Raw genomic sequence first — 20,265 nt, 5'->3', positions numbered from 1 at the left:
TGTCAGGACTCCTCATGGCCTGGTTCTGGTTCACGGTCCCACGACAGACGTGGATCAAACGTCATCGCAGAAAACATTGTCATAATGACGACTAAAGCAAACATCAAAGCACCCATCGCAGGATAAATATTCATTAACCCTCCCATGCGCACCAACGCAGAGAGTACCGCAATCACAAAAACGTCAATCATTGACCAGCGACCGACAAATTCCACAACTTCATAAATCAGGTGCATACGTTCACTGTCGCGTTTGCCATGCCCTTTGGCGTCCCAGCATAGCCACGCGATCGCGATCATTTTCAACGTCGGCACCAGAATACTGGCGATAAAGATAACCGCAGCCACGGGATAAGAGCCTTCGCTCCAGATTAAAACCACGCCCTCAAGAATGGTTGATGGCAGTTTTGACCCGAGCAAATCGGTGATCATAATCGGCAGAATATTGGCGGGAAGATAGAGCATTATCGACGTAAACAGTAATGCCAGTGTCCATTGCAAACTGTTTTTACGCCGTACATAGCCTTTCGTTTGACAGCGCGGACACACCAGCTCATCAGCCGGAAGAATAGCCGTGCAACAGGAGCAGGAACGCAATCCTTGCCGGATACCGGGTACACCTGGCTTTAAGACCTGTTTGATAGCCGGCATCGGCGCAATATCATCCCACAGCCAGCGACGATCGACACACTGGAATGCGCGCAGTTGCAGAACGCAAAAGAAGCACCACGGGATGAAACTACTGCCCACGCCGATATCGCCATAGGCCATGAGCTTAACGAAGCTGACCAGCACGCCGGCGAGGAAGATTTCCGCCATTCCCCAGCTTTTTAACTGGAACAGAACACGTGCAAGCCTCGCCTTAAGTCTGCCTGGCATCTGCACCCGATTCACCAGCAGCAGAATAGTTAGCAGGCAAAACGCGGGAACCAGTTGCACGAATAATAAAAAGAAGGTGCCAAGACTGGCATAATCTTCGGAAAAGAGAACGCTGGGGATTTCCAGCAACGTCACTTCGCTGCTCACCCCTGCGACGTTCATATTCACAAAGGGAAACAGGTTGGACAAAAGCAGCATGAACAATGCTGCTAACACATAGGCGGTAGGACGCTGCCTTGGCGCGTCCCACTCAACCGTTAACGTAGTGCCACATCGTGGACATGCCGCTTTCTGACCATGCTCAAGGCGAGGAAGCGCCACCAGCATGTCACACTGCGAGCATAAAATATGCTTCGCGGCATGGTGATGTTCGCACATATGTGCTCCTTTAATTATGCGCCATTCTTTAAAGACTCAAGATACTCCCAGCGCTCAAAGGCTTGCTCAAGTTCTTGTTCCGCTTCGTTCAGATTAGCTAATACCTGCTGCGTTTGCTCATGCGGTTGACTGAAAAATGAGGCGTCAGCCACCTGAGCTTGTAATGTTTCCAGCTTAGCTTCCAACGCTTCCAGCAATGCTGGAAGCTGCTCCAGTTCGCGCTGTAGTTTATAGCTTAGTTTGCTTGTGCCGCGTTTTACAATTTCTGCTTTAGGCGCAACAGTTTCCTCTGTTTTTTTGGCAACAGGCTGTTTAAACGCCACATACTGTGACTGCTGCTCACGTGCGTCGTGGTAACCGCCTACATAACGACCAATTTTGCCGCCGCCTTCAAAAATCCAGCACTCGGTAACCGTATTGTCAACAAACTGACGGTCGTGGCTGACCAGCAATACGGTCCCCTGATAACCGTCAATCAACTCTTCGAGCAGTTCCAGCGTTTCGACGTCGAGATCGTTGGTGGGTTCATCGAGAATCAAGAGGTTACTGGGTTTCAGGAACAGACGCGCCAGCAGCAGACGATTGCGTTCCCCGCCAGACAATGCACGTACCGGTGTCATCGCACGTTTCGGATGGAACAGGAAGTCCTGAAGATAGCCCAGCACATGGCGCGGCTTACCGTTCACCATCACCTCTTGCTTACCTTCAGCAAGGTTATCCATCACGGTTTTATCCGGATCCAGTTCAGCACGGTGCTGGTCGAAATAGGCAACTTCCAGCTTCGTCCCGACGTGGATGCGACCACTGTCAGCCTGCAATTGTCCCAGCATCAGCTTAAGCAGCGTCGTTTTGCCGCAGCCGTTAGGTCCAATTAAGGCAATTTTGTCGCTGCGCTGCACCTGCGCGGAGAAATCTTTTACCAGTTGCTTCCCGTCAACCTGGTAATCAACATTCTCCATTTCGAAGACAATCTTGCCTGAGCGGCTCGCCTCTTCAACCTGCATCTTCGCCGTACCCATCACTTCACGGCGCTCACCGCGCTCGCGACGCATGGCCTTCAGCGCTCGCACACGACCTTCATTACGGGTACGGCGTGCCTTAATACCCTGACGGATCCAGACTTCTTCCTGCGCCAGTTTGCGATCAAACTCCGCATTCTGTAGCTCTTCTACCCGCAGCGCTTCTTCTTTTTCCAGCAGGTACTGATCGTAATTACCCGGATAGGTCACCAGCTTGCCGCGATCGAGATCGACAATGCGCGTTGCCATATTGCGAATAAACGAACGGTCGTGGGAGATAAAAATGATCGTGCCGTTAAAGGTTTTCAGGAACCCTTCCAGCCAGTCGATGGTTTCAATATCCAGGTGGTTGGTCGGTTCATCCAGCAGCAATATGCGCGGATTGCTGACTAACGCCCGGCCCAGCGCGGCTTTACGCAGCCAGCCACCGGAAAGCGATGCCAGCTCCATGTCTGGCTCCAGCCCAAGCTGTTCCAGTACCTCGTTGATACGGCTTTCCAGCTGCCACAGATTGTGGTGATCCAGCTGTTCCTGAACCTTCGCCAGTTCCTGCAGGTTTTTATCACTCGGATCGGTGATCACCAGATGCGAGATATCGTGGTAACGCTTGAGATACACCGCCTGCTCTGCAATGCCTTCGGCAACGAAGTCATAGACGCTGCCTTCGACATTGCGCGGCGGATCCTGTTGCAGACGTGCCACAACCAGATCCTGTTCATAAATAATACGTCCGTCGTCAAGACCCTGCTCACGGTTCAGGATCTTCATCAGCGTCGATTTGCCCGCGCCGTTACGGCCTACCAGACAGACGCGTTCGTTATCTTCGATATGCAGTTCTGCATTATCAAGAAGCGGCGCATCGCTGAACGACAGCCATGCGCCATGCATACTGATCAATGACATTTATTTTTCCTTTCAGGCTGCGGTAATCAGCCAGCAATTGTGGATCTGACGGTTACGGGCGAAGTCCTGGGAAAGCGTTTTTTGGGTAATTTCTTGTGCTTTCAATCCCAGCTCAGCCAGACCGTCGAGATCCATACGGAATCCACGTTTGTTGTTGGAGAACATGATCGTGCCGTCTTTGCGTAGCAGACGTTTCAGATCTTTCATTAGCGCCAGATGATCGCGCTGCACATCAAACGAGTCTTCCATACGTTTTGAGTTAGAGAACGTCGGCGGGTCGATGAAAATCAGATCAAACTGTTCATTGGCATCACGCAGCCAGCCCAGGCAGTCGGCCTGAATCAAGCGGTGCGCACGTCCGCTTAACCCGTTCAGTCGCAGGTTACGCTCTGCCCATTCCAGATAGGTACGCGACATATCTACCGTTGTGGTGCTACGTGCGCCACCCAATCCGGCATGCACGCTCGCGCTACCGGTGTAGGAGAACAGGTTAAGGAAGTCTTTCCCTTTGCTCATCTGCCCCAACATGCGGCGTGCAATACGGTGATCGAGGAATAAACCGGTATCAAGATAATCGGTCAGGTTGACCCACAGGCGCGCGTTGTACTCGCTCACCTCAATGAATTCACCCTTCTCGTTCATCTTCTGGTATTGGTTCTTCCCTTTCTGCCGCTCACGGGTTTTCAGCACCAGTTTATTTGGCGCGATTTCCAGTACCGACAGCGTAGCGGCAATGATGTCGAACAGGCGTTGACGTGCTTTTTGCGCATCGACCGTCTTCGGCGGGGCATATTCCTGAACCACGACCCACTCACCATAACGGTCCACTGCAACGTTGTATTCCGGCAGGTCGGCGTCATACAGGCGATAGCATTCGATCCCTTCCTGACGCGCCCATTTTTCCAGCTTCTTAATATTCTTGCGCAGGCGGTTGGCATAATCTTCCGCTACCGTGGCAGGCTTGCTGTCCGCGGTGGTCTCTGCAACGTGATAGTTCTTCTGGACACAATCCAGCGGGCCATTTTTCGCTTTAAACTGTTTATCCGCACGCAATTGCAGGCTGCTGAGCAAATCGGGTGATGCGCTGAACAGCGACAGATTCCAGCCGCCAAACTGGTTTTTCATCGTGCGTCCCAGCAGGCTGTGCAAAGCGATCAATGCGGGTTCACTGTCCAGACGCTCGCCGTAGGGTGGGTTGCTGATGACAGTACCGTAAGGTCCTTTCGGCAACGGATTGCTCAGTTTGGCGACATCTTTGACTTCAAACGTCATCAGATCGGCAATACCGGCGCGGCGGGCGTTACTGCGCGCTTTTTCAATCACGCGGGCATCGCTATCAGACCCATAGAAGTGCGAGGTATAGTCCGCCAGTCCTTTGCGCGCGCGCACCTGTGCTTCAGCTTTCACTTCTTGCCACACGGCTTCATCATGCTGCGCCCAACCGCTGAATCCCCAGTATCCGCGGTGCAGACCCGGCGCGCGATCGGTTGCCCACATTGCGGCTTCAATCAGCAACGTACCGGAACCACACATCGGATCGAGCAGCGGCGTACCCGCCTGCCAGCCTGAACGCATCACAATGGCGGCCGCCAGCGTCTCTTTAATCGGCGCCTGACCCGCACGATCACGATAACCACGCTGATGCAGGCCGTCGCCGCTCAGATCGAGCGCGATGCTGGCCGTATCTTTGTTCAGCCAAACGTTAATGCGCAGATCGGGTGATTCTCGATCTACGTTCGGGCGCGGCAGATTTTTACGGGTAAAGGCATCGACAATCGCATCCTTTACTTTCAGTGCACCATACTGGCTATTACGAATCGTCTCGTTCAGCCCGCTAAAGTGCACGGCGAAGGTGGCACCAGGATTAAATATCTCTGTCCAGTCGATTGCCTGAACACCGAGGTACAGATCAAGATCGCTATAGACCTTGCACTCTCCCATCGGCAGGATAATGCGCGAGGCCAGGCGGCTCCACATCAGGCTCTGGTAAACAAGCCGCGTGTCGCCCTTAAAATGGACCCCACCCTGAACGACCTGGCACTCCAATGCGCCGAGGTTTTCCAGTTCAGTTTTTAACAGCTCTTCCAGCCCGCGGGCCGTACTGGCAAACAGAGAATTCATAATGTCACTTTTACTCCGAGAAAATTGCTGCGCATTATAGCTAATATGGGCTGTATGTCATAAAGTTGAAGGCTTATTTTCATTCGAGGGGCTGTACAGTGGTCACGTTAACCCGACTTTTTATCCATCCGGTTAAATCAATGCGCGGCATTGGGCTAACGCACGCCCTGGCAGATATCAGCGGCCTTGCCTTTGATCGCATCTTTATGATCACTGAACCCGACGGAACGTTCATCACCGCCCGACAGTTCCCGCAAATGGTCCGTTTTACCCCGTCGCCATTCCATGACGGCCTACACCTTACCGCGCCAGACGGCAGCAGTGCGTTAGTGCGCTTTGCCGACTTCTCCACGCAGGATGCACCTACAGAAGTGTGGGGAAACCATTTTACCGCACGGGTCGCGCCAGCGGATATCAATCGCTGGATCAGCAGTTTTTTTTCCCGTGATGTGCAGTTGCGTTGGGTTGGCCCGCAGCTGACGCGCCGGGTAAAGCGCCACGATGGCGTGCCGTTATCTTTTGCCGATGGTTTTCCCTATCTCCTGACGAACGAGGCCTCTCTGCGCGATCTGCAGCAACGCTGCCCGGCCAGCATCAGAATGGAACAGTTTCGCCCCAACCTGGTAGTTACAGGTGCTAGCGCCTGGGAAGAAGATACCTGGAAAGTGATACGCATCGGCGACGTTATCTTTGACGTGGCTAAACCCTGTAGTCGCTGTATTTTCACTACCGTCAGCCCAGAGAAAGGCCAGAAACATCCATCCGGCGAGCCACTGGCGACGCTGCAAACCCTCCGTACAGCGCCAGACAACGGTGATGTCGATTTCGGCCAGAATCTCATCGCCCGTAATAGCGGCGTAATTCGTGTGGGTGATGAAGTAGAAATACTGGCAACCGGACCCGCCCGACTGTACGGCGCGGCGGAATCTGATGATACCGCTTTGCAACAACAACCCGATGCAACCGTGATGATTGACTGGCAGGGTCAAACATTTCGCGGAAATAATCAGCAGGTATTGTTGGAACAGCTGGAAAACCAGGGGATCCGTGTTCCCTATTCGTGTCGTGCGGGAATTTGCGGCTGCTGCCGGATTCGGCTGGTAGAAGGCGAAGTCAGCCCACTGAAAAAATCAGCGATTGGCGATGACGGAACGATTCTTTGCTGCAGTTGTGTACCCAAAACGGCAATCAGGCTGGAAAGTTAGACCGCCTGCTCAAGGCTGAAACTGTCGACAATTGCCTGCGGTTTCAGTCTGTCATTCATGATTTTAATCGCATCGCCAAGTTGCATGGTGCGACCGGCAATGACCACGCCCGGCTGTGCAAGCAAACACAGTGCGGCATTTTCACCCGGCTCTACCACTAACAGATTTACCTGTTCTTCAGTATCGCTTAAATAAACACAGGCAGCATCACCGACCACTGGCGACCAGTTCACGCCGTGCGCAACAAAGTGCCAGCTTTTTGGCATTTGCGGTTTAAGATACCGAATCGCCACCAGCGCATTTAGCACCAGTTCCGCTTTTTGTTCTTTAGCTAAATCCAGGTAACGGCATTTTTCTTCGAAGGAGAAATAAAGCGCAGCGTCATCGACACAAAAACCAGACGGAGAAAATGCATCAGGCGTGAGCATTTTACGCGCAAAACGCGAGCGGAATAACATGCCATTGGCTAAATCGAGCATCATTCGATCGTGCTCTTCATCATAATACCAGCGCCAGTTATCGTCGGGTTTAATTCGCATCAGTTTCTCTCCTTTCCTTAATCATCGCCATTACGACACGATCCATTTGCCGCTTCGTTTATTGCCCTAATAATAAAAGCTCAGAATGTTTAAATAAGCAACAGTAAAGGAATATAAAACAACCAGGGCTAGAAATAAAGCCCTGGTTGTCGGATTAAGGCATAGATCAGATATTGCTGACGATTTCTTTAATCAACGGCGGACCTTTAAAAATAAATCCCGAATAAATCTGCACGAGGGTTGCACCGGCAGCCATTTTTTCCCGTGCGGCAATCACCGAGTCGATCCCGCCAACACCAATAATGGGCAACTGCCCTTTTAATTCCTGAGACAACTGACGAATAATTTCTGTACTTTTTAATTGCAATGGTCGGCCGCTTAAACCACCCATTTGGTCACAATTCTTCATTCCCTGAACAAGAGAACGATCAAGGGTGGTATTTGTGGCAATAACGCCATCAATATTATGACGAACCAAACTGTCAGCAACCTGGATCAGTTCTTCCACAGAAAGATCCGGCGCGATCTTTACCGCCACTGGCACATATTTATGGTGGATCGCCTGGAGATCGTTTTGCTTATTTTTAATAGCCGTCAGCAGATCATCCAGCGCCTCGCCGTATTGTAGCGTACGCAGCCCTGGAGTATTCGGTGAAGAGATATTAATCGCAATATAACCGGCATACGCATAGACTTTTTCCATACAAATCAGATAGTCATCTTTGCCATTCTCTACCGGAGTATCTTTATTCTTACCAATATTAATCCCCAGAATACCGTCAAAATGCGATTTTTTGACGTTCTCCACCAGGTTATCAACGCCCAGGTTATTAAACCCCATACGGTTGATCAAACCTTCTGCATCAACCAGACGGAACAGACGCGGTTTATCGTTACCCGGCTGCGGACGCGGCGTCACGGTACCGATTTCAATTGAGCCGAATCCCATCGCCCCAAGTGCATCAATGCACTCCCCGTCTTTATCCAGTCCGGCAGCAAGACCGAGCGGATTTTTAAACGTCAGCCCCATACAGGTAACCGGTTTTGCGGGTACTTTCTGGCGGACAAGCGCTTCGAGCGGCGTGCCGGTAATGCGACGTAATTGCTGGAATGTCAATTCATGGGCGCGCTCTGGATCGAGCTGAAAAAGGGCTTTACGAACGAAGGGGTAGTACATGAACTCTCCTGGATTCCCGGTGTGCAAACCGGGGGCGTATTATGTGCGATCGCGAGCAAAAAGGGAATTGACCTGCGGCAATAAATAGCAATCGTTTTCCTCGCCCCTGCCTTTTTATTCAATTTCCAACTTTTCTATCCCGTATAAATCATTTCGATAAACAAAGCCCCTCTGCCAGACTGCACAAATTGTTATCAATGTTAATTAAAAGCAAACAATTGGTTATAAGGGGAGATTGAAATTATGCGCGTCATCACTCTGGCGGGAAGCCCACGCTTTCCCTCTCGCTCCAGCGCGTTACTGGAATATGCCCGAGAAAAACTGAACGGTCAGGATGTCGAAGTCTTTCACTGGAACCTGCACAATTTTGCCCCGGAAGATCTGATCTATGCCCGTTTTGATAGTCCGGCGCTGAAGACATTTATTGAACAACTGCAGGATGCAGACGGGCTGATTGTCGCCACACCGGTCTACAAAGCCGCATACTCGGGCGCATTGAAAACACTGCTCGACCTACTCCCCGAACGGGCACTGGAAGGAAAGGTGGTGTTGCCGCTGGCAACCGGGGGGACCGTTGCACACTTACTGGCGGTCGATTATGCACTGAAACCGGTACTGAGTGCGTTAAAGGCCCAGGAGATCCTGCACGGTGTGTTTGCCGATGATTCGCAGGTCATTGATTATCAGCATAAACCTCAGTTCACACCCAACCTGCAATTGCGCCTGGATGGCGCGCTCGAGACGTTCTGGCAGGCATTGCATCGTCGCGATATTCAACGCCCTCAATTGAATGCCCTGCGAGGTGCCGCCCATGCTTAATCTGCTCAAGCGTCACACGTCGTGGCTGGCACTGACCGGGCTGCTGTCACTGTCAACGCTGGCGTATGCCGCAGAACCTGCGCCCGATGCTCTGCGCATTGGTTATCAGAAAGGGAGCGTCAGCATGGTGTTGGCAAAAAGCCATCAGTTGCTGGAGAAACGCTACCCGCAAACTAAAATCTCGTGGGTTGAGTTCCCGGCCGGGCCACAAATGCTGGAAGCGCTCAATATCGGCAGTATTGATCTCGGCAGTACGGGTGATATCCCGCCAATTTTCGCCCAGGCCGCGGGGGCGGATCTCGTTTATGTGGGCGTCGAGCCGCCTAAACCGCAAGCCGAAGTGATTCTGGTGCCGAAAAATAGCCCGATCCAGAGTGTCGCGCAGCTTAAAGGACATAAAGTCGCCTTCCAGAAAGGTTCCAGCGCCCACAATTTACTGCTCCGTGCGCTGCAACAGGCTGGGCTGAAATTTACCGATATTCAACCGACGTATCTGACCCCCGCCGATGCGCGAGCGGCCTTTCAGCAAGGAAACGTTGATGCGTGGGCTATCTGGGATCCCTACTACTCCGCCGCATTACTGCAAGGTGATGTGCGCGTGCTGAAAGACGGTTCAGACCTCAAACAGACCGGTTCGTTTTATCTCGCCGCACGTCCTTATGCCGAGAAAAATGGCGCATTTGTTCTTGGCGTGCTGGATACCTTTAGCCAAGCCGATGCGTTAACCCTCAGCCAGCGCCAACCAAGCATCACCCTGCTGGCTAAAACCATGGGCCTGCCCGAGCCGGTAATTGCCTCTTATCTGGATCACCGCCCGCCAACCACCATTACCCCCGTCAGCGCCTCTGTTGCTGCGCTACAGCAACAAACCGCCGATCTGTTTTATGACAACCGGTTGCTGCCGAAAAAAATCGATATTCGCCAGCGTATCTGGCAACCCACTCAGCAGGCTGGAGAAAAATTATGAGTCTGAACATGTTCTGGTTTTTACCCACCCACGGCGACGGTCATTATCTGGGGACGGAGGAAGGTTCACGCCCGGTCGATCACGGCTATCTGCAACAAATCGCGCAAACGGCCGATCGTCTGGGATTTACCGGCGTTCTCATCCCAACCGGTCGCTCCTGCGAAGATGCCTGGCTGGTTGCTGCCTCGATGATCCCGGTCACCCAGCGATTAAAGTTTCTGGTCGCGCTACGTCCAAGCGTCACCTCGCCGACGGTTGCCGCACGCCAGGCCGCCACGCTCGACAGACTCTCTAACGGTCGGGCGTTATTTAACCTGGTGACCGGTAGCGATCCACAGGAACTGGCGGGTGACGGCGTATTTCTCGATCACACCGAGCGCTATGAAGCCTCTGCGGAATTTACTCAGGTCTGGCGGCGCCTACTGCAAGGTGAAACCGTGGATTTCAACGGCAAACATATTCACGTCCGCGGCGCGAAACTGTTTTTCCCTCCCGTACAACAACCCCGACCACCGCTTTATTTCGGCGGATCGTCTGATGTCGCACAAGATCTAGCTGCCGAGCAGGTTGATCTCTATCTGACCTGGGGCGAGCCGCCTGAACAAGTGAAAGAGAAAATTGAACAGGTGCGGGCCAAAGCGGCGGCGCTCGGTCGCAAGATCCGCTTTGGTATTCGTCTACATGTGATCGTGCGGGAAACAACACAAGAGGCGTGGCAGGCAGCGGATCGCCTGATAGCCCATCTGGATGACGACACCATTGCCAAAGCCCAGGCCGCTTTCTCAAGAACGGACTCGATTGGTCAGCAGCGAATGGCGGCACTGCACAACGGTAAACGTGACAAACTGGAAATCAGCCCGAACCTGTGGGCAGGCGTCGGACTGGTGCGCGGTGGCGCAGGTACCGCACTGGTCGGAGATGGGCCTACGGTCGCGGCGCGTATTAACGAGTATGCCGCGCTGGGAATCGACAGCTTTGTGTTGTCCGGATACCCACATCTGGAAGAGGCATACAAGGTCGGCGAGCTGCTGTTCCCACATCTGGATGTCGCGATACCCGAAATTCCACAGCCGCAGCACCTGCATCAGCAAGGCGAAGCGGTGGCGAACGAATTTATCCCGCGTAAAGCTGCACAAAGCTAAGGAGCTGGCTAATGGCAACACCGAAAAACAGGTGGTTATTGCGCCTCGCGCCCTGGTTTTTACCGCTGGGTCTGGTGGTGGTCTGGCAGTTCGCATCCACAATGGGCTGGCTCTCCACCCGTATCCTGCCCTCCCCGGAGGGTGTTATTGAAGCCTTCTGGACGCTTTCCGCCAGCGGCGAGCTTTGGCAGCATCTGGCCATCAGTTCCTGGCGCGCGTTGATCGGATTCTCTATTGGTGGATCGATTGGCCTGACGCTGGGACTGATTAGCGGCCTTTCACGTTGGGGAGAACGCCTGCTGGATACGTCGGTGCAGATGCTGCGTAACGTACCGCATCTGGCGCTGATCCCGCTGGTGATTCTGTGGTTCGGCATTGATGAATCCGCCAAGATCTTTCTCGTTGCGTTGGGCACGCTGTTCCCGATTTACATCAACACCTGCCACGGGATACGTAATATCGACCGCGGGTTGGTTGAGATGGCGCGCAGCTATGGGTTATCTGGTTTTTCACTGTTTATACATGTGATCCTCCCCGGTGCCCTGCCCTCGATTATGGTTGGGGTGCGTTTTGCTCTCGGACTGATGTGGCTGACGCTGATTGTGGCGGAAACCATTTCAGCCAATGCCGGTATTGGCTATCTGGCGATGAACGCCCGCGAATTTCTGCAAACCGATGTGGTTGTGGTGGCCATTATTCTCTACGCCCTGCTCGGCAAACTTGCCGACGTCAGCGCCCAATTGCTGGAGCAGGTCTGGCTGCGCTGGAACCCGGCTTACCATGTGAAGGAGGCTACCGTATGAATACCGCCCGCTTGAACCAGGGCACGCCGCTGTTGCTGAGCGCCGTGACGAAACAATACGCCGCCAATACGGTGCTCACTCAGTTAGATTTGCATATTCCAGCCGGACAGTTTGTTGCTGTGGTTGGCCGCAGTGGCGGAGGTAAAAGCACGTTACTGCGTCTGCTGGCAGGGCTGGAGTCTCCCACCTCAGGCGCATTACTTGCCGGAACCACCCCGTTGGCAGATATTCAGGATGATACGCGAATGATGTTTCAGGATGCGCGTTTACTGCCATGGAAGACGGTTATCGATAATGTGGGCCTGGGTCTGAAAGGCCACTGGCGCAATGCGGCCCGAGATGCGCTGGCCGCAGTTGGGCTGGAGAATCGTGCTCAGGAGTGGCCCGCAGCGCTTTCTGGCGGACAAAAACAGCGCGTGGCCCTGGCGCGGGCATTAATTCATCGCCCCGGTCTGCTTCTGCTGGATGAACCCCTCGGCGCGCTGGATGCATTAACCCGCCTTGAAATGCAGGAGCTGATTGTCTCTTTGTGGCAAGAGCACGGCTTTACCGTACTGCTGGTCACCCATGACGTGAGTGAAGCGGTGGCAATGGCCGATCGCGTTTTGCTGATTGAGGACGGAAAAATCGGGCTGGATTTAACGGTGGATATTGCCCGACCGCGTAGGGTTGGTTCGGCGCGTCTGGCAGAACTGGAAGCAGAAGTGTTGAATCGGGTGATGCAGCGTGGCGAGGCAGAACAGTCAATCCGACTGCATGGATAAACATTCAGGACGTTGTAGGCCCGGTAAGCATGAGCGCCACCGGGCATTTTGCCGGATGACGGCGTTATCGCCTTATCCGGCCTACAAAACTACAGGTCAACGTCTCAGGCTAATGCTTTGGTAATTTTCTCGAACAGATCGCCGGAGAGATTTTCCAGACCTTTCAACTGTTCCAACGCTGCCCGCATCTTCGCCTGACGTTTTGCATCATAACGTTTCAGGCGAATCAGCGGCTCAATCAAACGAGATGCCACCTGAGGATTTCGGCTGTTCAGCTCGGTCAACATGTCAACCAGGAACTGATAGCCACTACCATCTTCCGCATGGAATGCCGCCGGGTTGCTACCCGCAAAGGCACCAATCAGCGAACGAATGCGGTTCGGGTTGCTCATACTGAAGGAGCGATGCTTCAACAGGCCGCGTACCGTTTCCAACACGTTATCAGCCGGGCTGGTAGATTGCAGGATAAACCATTTATCCATCACCAGACCGTCGTGATGCCATTTGTCGTCGTATTCCTGCATCAGCGCGTCACGACACGGCAACTGTGCGGCGACCGCCGCTGACAGCGCTGCCAGCGCATCGGTCATATTGTTCGCTTCACGGTACTGCTTGCTCACCAGGGCGTCAGCCAGTTGGGTTTCCCCAAACGCCAGGAAGCGCAGGCAGGCATTGCGCAGCGTACGTTTGCCAATATCAGCATGCTCAACGCGATACTCATCGAGATGATTGGCGTTATAAATCGCCAGCAACTCATCTGCCAGTTCAGCCGCCAGCGTGCGGGTTAACGCTTCACGAACCTCGGCGATCGCCACGGGATCGATAATCTCAAACAGCTCAGCAATCTCGTTGACGGAAGGCAGCGTCAGGATCTCTGCCGCCAGTGCCGGATCGATTTTCTCATCGAGCAGAATCGCCCGGAATGCGTCAGCAACGTGTACCGGCAGTGACAGCGGCTGCCCCTGCTGATGTCGGGCAACATTCAGCTTAATATAGGTCGCCAACAGGCTCTGAGCCGCATCCCAACGAGAGAAATCATTGCGGGCATGACGCATCAGGAAAGTCAGTTGCTGGTCGCTCCATTTATATTCCAGTTTCACCGGCGCAGAGAACTCACACAGCAGTGCCGGAACCGGCTGGAAATAAACGTTATCAAAAACAAACGTCTGCTCTGCCTGGGTCACGTTGAGCACGGAATTCACCGGGTGACCGCCTTTTTGTAGCGGGATCACTTTGCCTTCGTTGTCATACAACTCAAGAGCAAAAGGAATATGCAAGGGCTGCTTTTCAGCCTGATCCGGCGTGGCTGGCGTACGCTGGCTGATAGTCAGCGTGTACTGTTCCGTCGCTGGATTGTAGTCATCTCGCACGGTCAGAATCGGCGTACCGGACTGGCTGTACCAGCGGCGGAAATGTGAAAGGTCAACGTTCGACGCATCTTCCATCGCCTGCACGAAATCATCACAGGTCGCGGCGCTACCATCGTGACGTTCAAAGTAAAGCTGCATTCCCTTCTGGAAATTCGCCTCCCCCAGCAGGGTGTGGATCATACGAATCACTTCAGCGCCCTTTTCGTACACGGTCAGGGTGTAGAAGTTGTTCATTTCAATGACCATATCCGGGCGAATTGGATGCGCCATCGGGCTGGCGTCTTCAGCAAACTGCAAGCCGCGCATGGTACGCACGTTGCTAATACGGTTTACCGCGCGAGAGCCAAGATCGGAGCTAAATTCCTGATCGCGGAATACGGTTAACCCTTCTTTCAGGCTTAACTGGAACCAGTCACGGCAGGTGACGCGGTTGCCGGTCCAGTTATGAAAATATTCGTGGCCGATAACGCGCTCAATATCGAGATAGTCTTTGTCGGTGGCTGTATCGGTACGCGCCAGCACGTATTTGGAGTTAAAGATGTTCAGACCTTTATTCTCCATCGCCCCCATATTAAAGAAGTCCACGGCGACGATCATGTAGATATCGAGGTCATACTCCAGACCAAAACGCTCTTCATCCCATTTCATGGAATTTTTCAGCGACGTCATCGCCCATGGCGCACGGTCCAGGTTGCCGCGGTCTACATATAATTCCAGCGCAACTTCACGCCCGGAGCGGGTCGTAAAGGTATCGCTCAGCACGTCGAAATCACCGGCGACCAACGCGAACAGATAGCACGGTTTCGGGAATGGATCCTGCCACTGCACCCAGTGGCGACCGTTTTCCAGTTCGCCCTGCGCAACACGGTTACCGTTGGAAAGCAGGAACGGATACCGGGTTTTATCGGCAATAATTTTGGTGGTAAAACGCGCCAGCACGTCCGGCCTGTCGAGATACCAGGTAATATGGCGAAACCCTTCCGCTTCGCACTGCGTACAGAGCGCATCGCCGGACTGATACAGCCCTTCCAGTGCGGTGTTAGCCGCTGGGCTGATTTCATTAACGATACGCAGCGTAAAACGTTCCGGCAGGTGGCTGATGACCAGAGCACCCTCTTCTTCTTTATACTCTGTCCACGGTTCATCGTTCACGTGGATTGACACCAGGGTCAGATCTTCACCATTCAGACGAAGGGGAGCATCAGACGCACCATGACGGACAGCCTGGCTCACTGCGGTGACCACGGTTTTTTCAGCATCCAGGTCAAAGGTCAAGTCAATATCAGTAATCTGGTAATCCGGTGCACGATAGTCGTGACGGTATTTGGCTTGTGGCTGTTGTGTCATAAAAAACCTTTAGCATCTTTTGTAGAGTCTCGGCTTCAGTCTATTCCTGTTGCGTAAATCGCGCTACGCAGAATGTTCATCTTTTCAGGCACAAACACCCTTTTTGCTACATTTTAATAACACGCGGCACGAAATGCACTCGACCAGAAAGACAGCTTATGGTGTGATCGGGGTTCAATAAATCGCTAAACAGGGTATACTCCAGCGGTTTTCTTAGTTGTTTATTGTACTAAACGCTCCCGCGAGAGGATGCTACTGCGCACCTATGACACAATTCGCTTCTCCTGTTCTGCACTCGCTGCTGGATACAGACGCTTATAAGTTGCATATGCAGCAAGCCGTTTTTCACCACTACTATGATGTGCAAGTAGCGGCTGAATTTCGTTGCCGTGGCGATGACCTGCTCGGTATTTATGCCGACACTATTCGTGAGCAGGTTAACGCTATGCAGCACCTGCGACTTCAGGAGGACGAGTACCAGTGGCTCTCCGGCCTGCCTTTCTTTAAAGCTGATTACCTCACCTGGTTACGTGATTTCCGCTACAACCCGGAACAGGTTCGCGTCACCAATGACAACGGTAAGCTGAACATCCGCTTAACCGGTCCATGGCGGGAAGTCATCATGTGGGAAGTCCCGCTGCTGGCGGTAATTAGCGAACTGGTGCACCGTTACCGTTCGCCAGAATCTGGCGTGCCGCAGGCACTGGCTGAGCTGGAAAACAAATTAGCAGAATTCACTACATTAACGAAAGATGTCGATATGTCCCGCTTCCATCTGATGGATTTCGGCACGCGTCGTCGTTTTTCACGCGAAGTGCAGCAAGCTATTGTTCAGCGTCTACAGCAGGAACCGTGGTTTGTTGGCACCAGCAACTACGATCTTGCCCGTCGTCTGTCATTAACGCCGATGGGAACCCAGGCGCATGAATGGTTCCAGGCACATCAGCAAATCAGCCCTGAGCTTGCGACCAGTCAGCGCGTTGCCCTGGCCGCCTGGCTGAACGAATATCCCGACCAGCTCGGTATCGCTCTGACCGATTGCATCACCATGGACGCGTTTTTGCGCGACTTTGGCGTTGAGTTTGCAACCCGCTACCAGGGTTTGCGCCACGACTCTGGCGATCCGGTTGAATGGGGCGAGAAAGCCATCGCCCATTATGAAAAACTGGGCATTGACCCGCAAAGCAAAACGCTGGTGTTCTCAGATAACCTCGATCTGAATAAAGCGATTGAGCTCTACCGCCACTTCTCTTCTCGCGTACAGTTGAGTTTTGGTATTGGGACACGGCTAACCTGCAATATTCCCCAGGTTAAGCCGCTCAATATTGTGATCAAGCTGGTGGAATGTAACGGCAAACCAGTGGCGAAGTTATCTGATAGCCCAGGTAAAACCATCTGCCACGATAAAGCGTTTGTTCGCGCCCTGCGCAAAGCCTTCGATCTCCCGCATATCAAAAAAGCCAGTTAAGCCTTCCAGGGAGCCATTTTGGCTCCCTTATTCGCGTTTATTTCCGAAATCTTTCACTCCAGCTACGAATTCTGCTTGTCTGATTGCAGATGCCAGGTAACATAGGTATCCCCCCATTACGGGTGGACATGTGTTTATATATCCGACTATTAACAGAGAGAATATTATGAGCGTTGTGCCTGTAGCCGACGTACTCCAGGGCCGCGTAGCCGTTGACAGCGAAGTCACCGTGCGCGGATGGGTGCGTACCCGCCGAGATTCAAAAGCTGGCATCTCCTTCCTCGCCGTTTATGACGGTTCCTGCTTTGATCCTGTACAGGCCGTCATCAATAATTCTCTGCCCAATTACAATCAGGACGTATTACGCCTGACGACGGGTTGTTCGGTTATCGTAACGGGTAAAGTCGTTGCGTCACCAGGACAAGGACAGAGCTTTGAAATTCAGGCAACGGAAGTTGAAGTTACCGGCTGGGTTGAAGATCCTGATACCTATCCCATGGCTGCGAAGCGTCACAGTATTGAGTACCTGCGTGAAGTCGCACACATGCGCCCGCGTACCAATATGATTGGCGCGGTTGCGCGAGTACGCCATACGCTGGCGCAAGCGCTGCATCGCTTCTTCCATGAGCAGGGTTTCTTTTGGGTTTCTACCCCACTGATCACCGCTTCCGATACCGAAGGTGCCGGTGAAATGTTCCGCGTGTCAACGCTGGATCTGGAAAACCTGCCACGCAACGATCAGGGTAAAGTCGATTTCGATAAAGACTTCTTTGGTAAAGAAGCCTTCCTGACGGTTTCCGGCCAGCTGAACGGCGAAACCTATGCCTGCGCACTATCCAAAATTTATACCTTTGGACCGACTTTCCGTGCGGAAAACTCCAACACCAGCCGTCACCTGGCAGAGTTTTGGATGCTTGAGCCGGAAGTCGCGTTTGCCGATCTGAACGATGTTGCAGGTCTGGCTGAAGCGATGCTGAAATATGCATTCAAAGCCGTACTGGAAGAACGTGCGGATGATATGAAGTTCTTCGCCGAACGTGTCGACAAAGACGCGGTATCACGCCTGGAACGTTTCATTGATGCTGACTTCGCGCAGGTAGATTACACCGATGCGGTAAGCATTCTGGAAAAATGCGGCAAACAGTTCGAAAACCCGGTTTACTGGGGTGTCGACCTGTCTTCTGAGCATGAACGCTATCTTGCCGAAGAACACTTTAAAGCGCCGGTGGTGGTTAAAAACTATCCGAAAGATATTAAGGCGTTTTATATGCGCCTTAACGACGACGGTAAAACCGTTGCGGCAATGGACGTGCTGGCACCAGGAATCGGTGAAATCATCGGTGGTTCTCAGCGTGAAGAGCGTCTGGACGTGCTGGATGCCCGTATGCTGGAGATGGGTCTGAACAAAGAAGATTACTGGTGGTATCGCGATCTGCGTCGCTACGGTACCGTTCCGCATTCCGGTTTCGGTTTGGGCTTTGAGCGTTTGATCGCTTACGTTACCGGCGTACAGAACGTCCGCGACGTTATTCCGTTCCCGCGCACCCCGCGTAACGCTACGTTCTAAATCTGTATTTTGAAACAAAGGCCAGCACTGCTGGCCTTTTTACGTTCAGGGTATTGCTGCATTTTTCGCCTTAGATGGACTCGTATCCCGCACTAAACTCAACCCGTAAATTCCCCCTTCCTGTTACGTGATGTTTCACTGCAACATTTAAGAACAAAAAATAATCACTATTTTTATTGTGGATTAGCACTTCATGATCAAATAGAGCATTTATTACCCATCCGCACGGCATTCCGGACGTCCAAAATAAGCATTTGTAAAAATGGTTCTTTTAAGCAGGGTTAGATAAAAATGTCGTTAGCAAAATTAAATATAAGAAAATCATATAAATAGATAAGGATGAGCAAAATTCAATCGCAGGGACAGCTGAAATTTGATGTCGTTCACAAAGTTGCATAAAAATAACATTTTGTTACACATTTTTTCTTTTTGAAACCAAATCTTTATATTTGTAGCACTTTGACAGTAGCGAAACGGTAGTTTGAATGGAAAGATGCCTGCAGACACATAAAGACACCAAACTCTCATCAATAGTTCCGTAAATTTTTATTGACGGAATTTATTGGCGGCAGTGGCAGGTGTCATATAAAAACCGATGAGGGTAATAAATAATGATGAAGCGCAATATTCTGGCAGTGGTTATCCCTGCTCTGCTGGTAGCCGGGGCAGCTAACGCTGCAGAAGTTTATAACAAAGATGGCAATAAAGTAGACATCTACGGTAAAGCTGTAGGTCTGCACTATTTTTCCAAGAACAACGGTGACAACGCTTACGCACCTAATGGCGATCAGACATACGCCCGTCTTGGTTTCAAAGGGGAAACTCAGATTAACGACCAACTGACCGGTTACGGCCAGTGGGAATACCAGTTCAGCGGCAATAACTCCGAAGGCGGTGACGACTCTCAGAAAGGGAACAAAACCCGTCTGGCGTTTGCTGGTCTGAAATTCGGTGACGCAGGTTCCTTCGATTACGGTCGTAACTACGGCGTCGTATACGATGCACTGGGTTACACCGATATGCTGCCAGAATTCGGTGGCGATACTGCGGCTTCCGACCAGTTCTTCTCTCAGCGTAACGGTGGCCTCGCGACTTACCGTAACTCCAACTTCTTCGGTCTGGTTGAAGGCCTGAACTTCGCTGTTCAGTACCTGGGTAAAAACGAGCGTGATGACGTTCGTCGCTCTAACGGTGACGGCGTTGGCGGTTCTGTAAGCTACGAATTCGAAGGCTTCGGTATCGTCGGTGCATACGGCGCGGCTGACCGTACCGATGCCCAGCAAAACCCGCTTCTGCGCGGCCATGGCGACAAAGCTGAGCAGTGGGCTACCGGCGTGAAATACGATGCTAACAACATCTACCTGGCAGCGAACTACAGCGAAACCCGTAACGCAACCCGTATCTCTAACGGTTATGCGAACAAAACTGAAGACGTACTGTTAGTTGCTCAGTACCAGTTCGACTTCGGTCTGCGTCCGTCCATCGCCTATACCAAATCTAAAGGTAAGGATATCGAAGGTATCGGTGACGTAGATCTGGTGAACTACTTCGAAGTGGGCGCGACTTACTACTTCAACAAAAACATGTCCACCTATGTTGATTACATCATCAACCAGATCGATTCTGACAACAAACTGGGCGTAGGCTCTGACGACACCGTTGCAGTGGGTATCGTTTACCAGTTCTAATAGCAGACCTCTTTGCTAAATGCCTAAAAAACAGGACTTCGGTCCTGTTTTTTTATCTCCGCCAGCGGATTCTTGCGTCTTCAAAAAACACCCCTGCTTTTCGTCACTAA

At 52.3% G+C, this 20,265-nt stretch carries 15 protein-coding genes; 9 read left to right on the top strand and 6 right to left on the bottom strand.

All coding sequences use genetic code 11. From position 1 onward, the window contains the following. Positions 1-2 precede the first annotated feature (2 nt). The 3 genes from pqiA to rlmKL are packed head-to-tail and all read right to left on the bottom strand — an operon-like array spanning position 3 to position 5,299. Positions 3-1,256: a membrane integrity-associated transporter subunit PqiA gene (pqiA, locus tag FDX19_RS11780; RefSeq protein WP_137382847.1), complete on the bottom strand. Its 1,254-nt coding sequence runs from the start codon at positions 1,254-1,256 to the stop codon at positions 3-5. A 14-nt stretch (positions 1,257-1,270) separates the two neighbouring features. Next, positions 1,271-3,178: an ABC transporter ATP-binding protein gene (locus tag FDX19_RS11775; protein ID WP_137382846.1), complete on the bottom strand. Its 1,908-nt coding sequence runs from the start codon at positions 3,176-3,178 to the stop codon at positions 1,271-1,273. A gap of 12 nt (positions 3,179-3,190) precedes the next feature. Further along, positions 3,191-5,299 (bottom strand): bifunctional 23S rRNA (guanine(2069)-N(7))-methyltransferase RlmK/23S rRNA (guanine(2445)-N(2))-methyltransferase RlmL, encoded by a 2,109-nt coding sequence (gene rlmKL, locus FDX19_RS11770; RefSeq protein WP_137382845.1) that lies wholly within the window; start codon positions 5,297-5,299, stop codon positions 3,191-3,193. Positions 5,300-5,397: 98 nt separating this feature from the next. On the opposite strand from rlmKL, the gene FDX19_RS11765 reads away from it, so the two are divergent. Beyond that, the gene (locus FDX19_RS11765; RefSeq protein ID WP_137382844.1) at positions 5,398-6,504 is read left to right on the top strand and encodes a YcbX family protein; all 1,107 of its coding nucleotides are present in this window, start codon (positions 5,398-5,400) and stop codon (positions 6,502-6,504) included. On the opposite strand, the gene zapC is transcribed toward FDX19_RS11765, so the two are convergent. Together zapC and pyrD are read right to left on the bottom strand one after the other, a co-directional pair. After that, positions 6,501-7,043: a cell division protein ZapC gene (zapC, locus tag FDX19_RS11760; RefSeq protein WP_137382843.1), complete on the bottom strand. Its 543-nt coding sequence runs from the start codon at positions 7,041-7,043 to the stop codon at positions 6,501-6,503. The two genes, FDX19_RS11765 and zapC, sit on opposite strands and share 4 nt — an antisense overlap. 166 nt (positions 7,044-7,209) lie before the next feature. Beyond that, the gene (gene pyrD, locus FDX19_RS11755) at positions 7,210-8,220 is read right to left on the bottom strand and encodes a quinone-dependent dihydroorotate dehydrogenase (protein WP_137382842.1); all 1,011 of its coding nucleotides are present in this window, start codon (positions 8,218-8,220) and stop codon (positions 7,210-7,212) included. Positions 8,221-8,463: 243 nt separating this feature from the next. On the opposite strand from pyrD, the gene ssuE reads away from it, so the two are divergent. From ssuE to ssuB, 5 genes are read left to right on the top strand one after another with little or no spacing between them, the layout of a single operon-like run. Beyond that, on the top strand, positions 8,464-9,039 hold the full coding sequence (gene ssuE / locus FDX19_RS11745; protein ID WP_137382841.1) for an NADPH-dependent FMN reductase: 576 nt from the start codon (positions 8,464-8,466) through the stop codon (positions 9,037-9,039). Next, positions 9,032-10,006, top strand: a complete 975-nt coding sequence (locus FDX19_RS11740) for a sulfonate ABC transporter substrate-binding protein (protein ID WP_137382840.1) — start codon at positions 9,032-9,034, stop codon at positions 10,004-10,006. Before ssuE ends, FDX19_RS11740 begins: the two co-directional genes overlap by 8 nt. Then, positions 10,003-11,148 carry an FMNH2-dependent alkanesulfonate monooxygenase gene (gene ssuD, locus FDX19_RS11735; RefSeq protein WP_137382839.1) on the top strand — a complete coding sequence of 382 codons (1,146 nt, stop codon included), beginning with the start codon at positions 10,003-10,005 and terminating at the stop codon, positions 11,146-11,148. The genes FDX19_RS11740 and ssuD overlap by 4 nt, the downstream gene beginning before the upstream one ends. Positions 11,149-11,159: 11 nt before the next feature. Further along, a complete protein-coding gene (gene ssuC / locus FDX19_RS11730; protein WP_137382838.1) occupies positions 11,160-11,951 on the top strand; it encodes an aliphatic sulfonate ABC transporter permease SsuC in 792 nt (263 codons plus the stop codon). Next, entirely contained in the window at positions 11,948-12,715 is a 768-nt protein-coding gene (ssuB, locus tag FDX19_RS11725; RefSeq protein WP_137382837.1) for an aliphatic sulfonates ABC transporter ATP-binding protein, read from the top strand. Before ssuC ends, ssuB begins: the two co-directional genes overlap by 4 nt. Before the next feature lie 104 nt (positions 12,716-12,819). Here the strand turns inward: ssuB and pepN are convergent, their stop codons facing one another. Next, positions 12,820-15,432, bottom strand: a complete 2,613-nt coding sequence (gene pepN, locus FDX19_RS11720) for an aminopeptidase N (RefSeq protein ID WP_137382836.1) — start codon at positions 15,430-15,432, stop codon at positions 12,820-12,822. A gap of 265 nt (positions 15,433-15,697) precedes the next feature. On the opposite strand from pepN, the gene pncB reads away from it, so the two are divergent. The 3 genes from pncB (at position 15,698) to ompF (ending at position 20,155) form a co-directional block, all read left to right on the top strand. Then, positions 15,698-16,900: a nicotinate phosphoribosyltransferase gene (pncB, locus tag FDX19_RS11715; RefSeq protein WP_137382835.1), complete on the top strand. Its 1,203-nt coding sequence runs from the start codon at positions 15,698-15,700 to the stop codon at positions 16,898-16,900. A 166-nt stretch (positions 16,901-17,066) separates the two neighbouring features. Continuing rightward, on the top strand, positions 17,067-18,467 hold the full coding sequence (gene asnS / locus FDX19_RS11710; RefSeq protein WP_137382834.1) for an asparagine--tRNA ligase: 1,401 nt from the start codon (positions 17,067-17,069) through the stop codon (positions 18,465-18,467). Positions 18,468-19,078: 611 nt separating this feature from the next. Then, positions 19,079-20,155 (top strand): porin OmpF, encoded by a 1,077-nt coding sequence (ompF, locus tag FDX19_RS11705; protein WP_137382833.1) that lies wholly within the window; start codon positions 19,079-19,081, stop codon positions 20,153-20,155. The last annotated feature ends 110 nt before the right edge of the window (positions 20,156-20,265 follow it).

Source organism: Citrobacter sp. wls619, assembly GCF_005281345.1.
GTDB lineage: Bacteria > Pseudomonadota > Gammaproteobacteria > Enterobacterales > Enterobacteriaceae > Citrobacter.
This window is presented reverse-complemented; position numbering and strand designations above follow the sequence as displayed.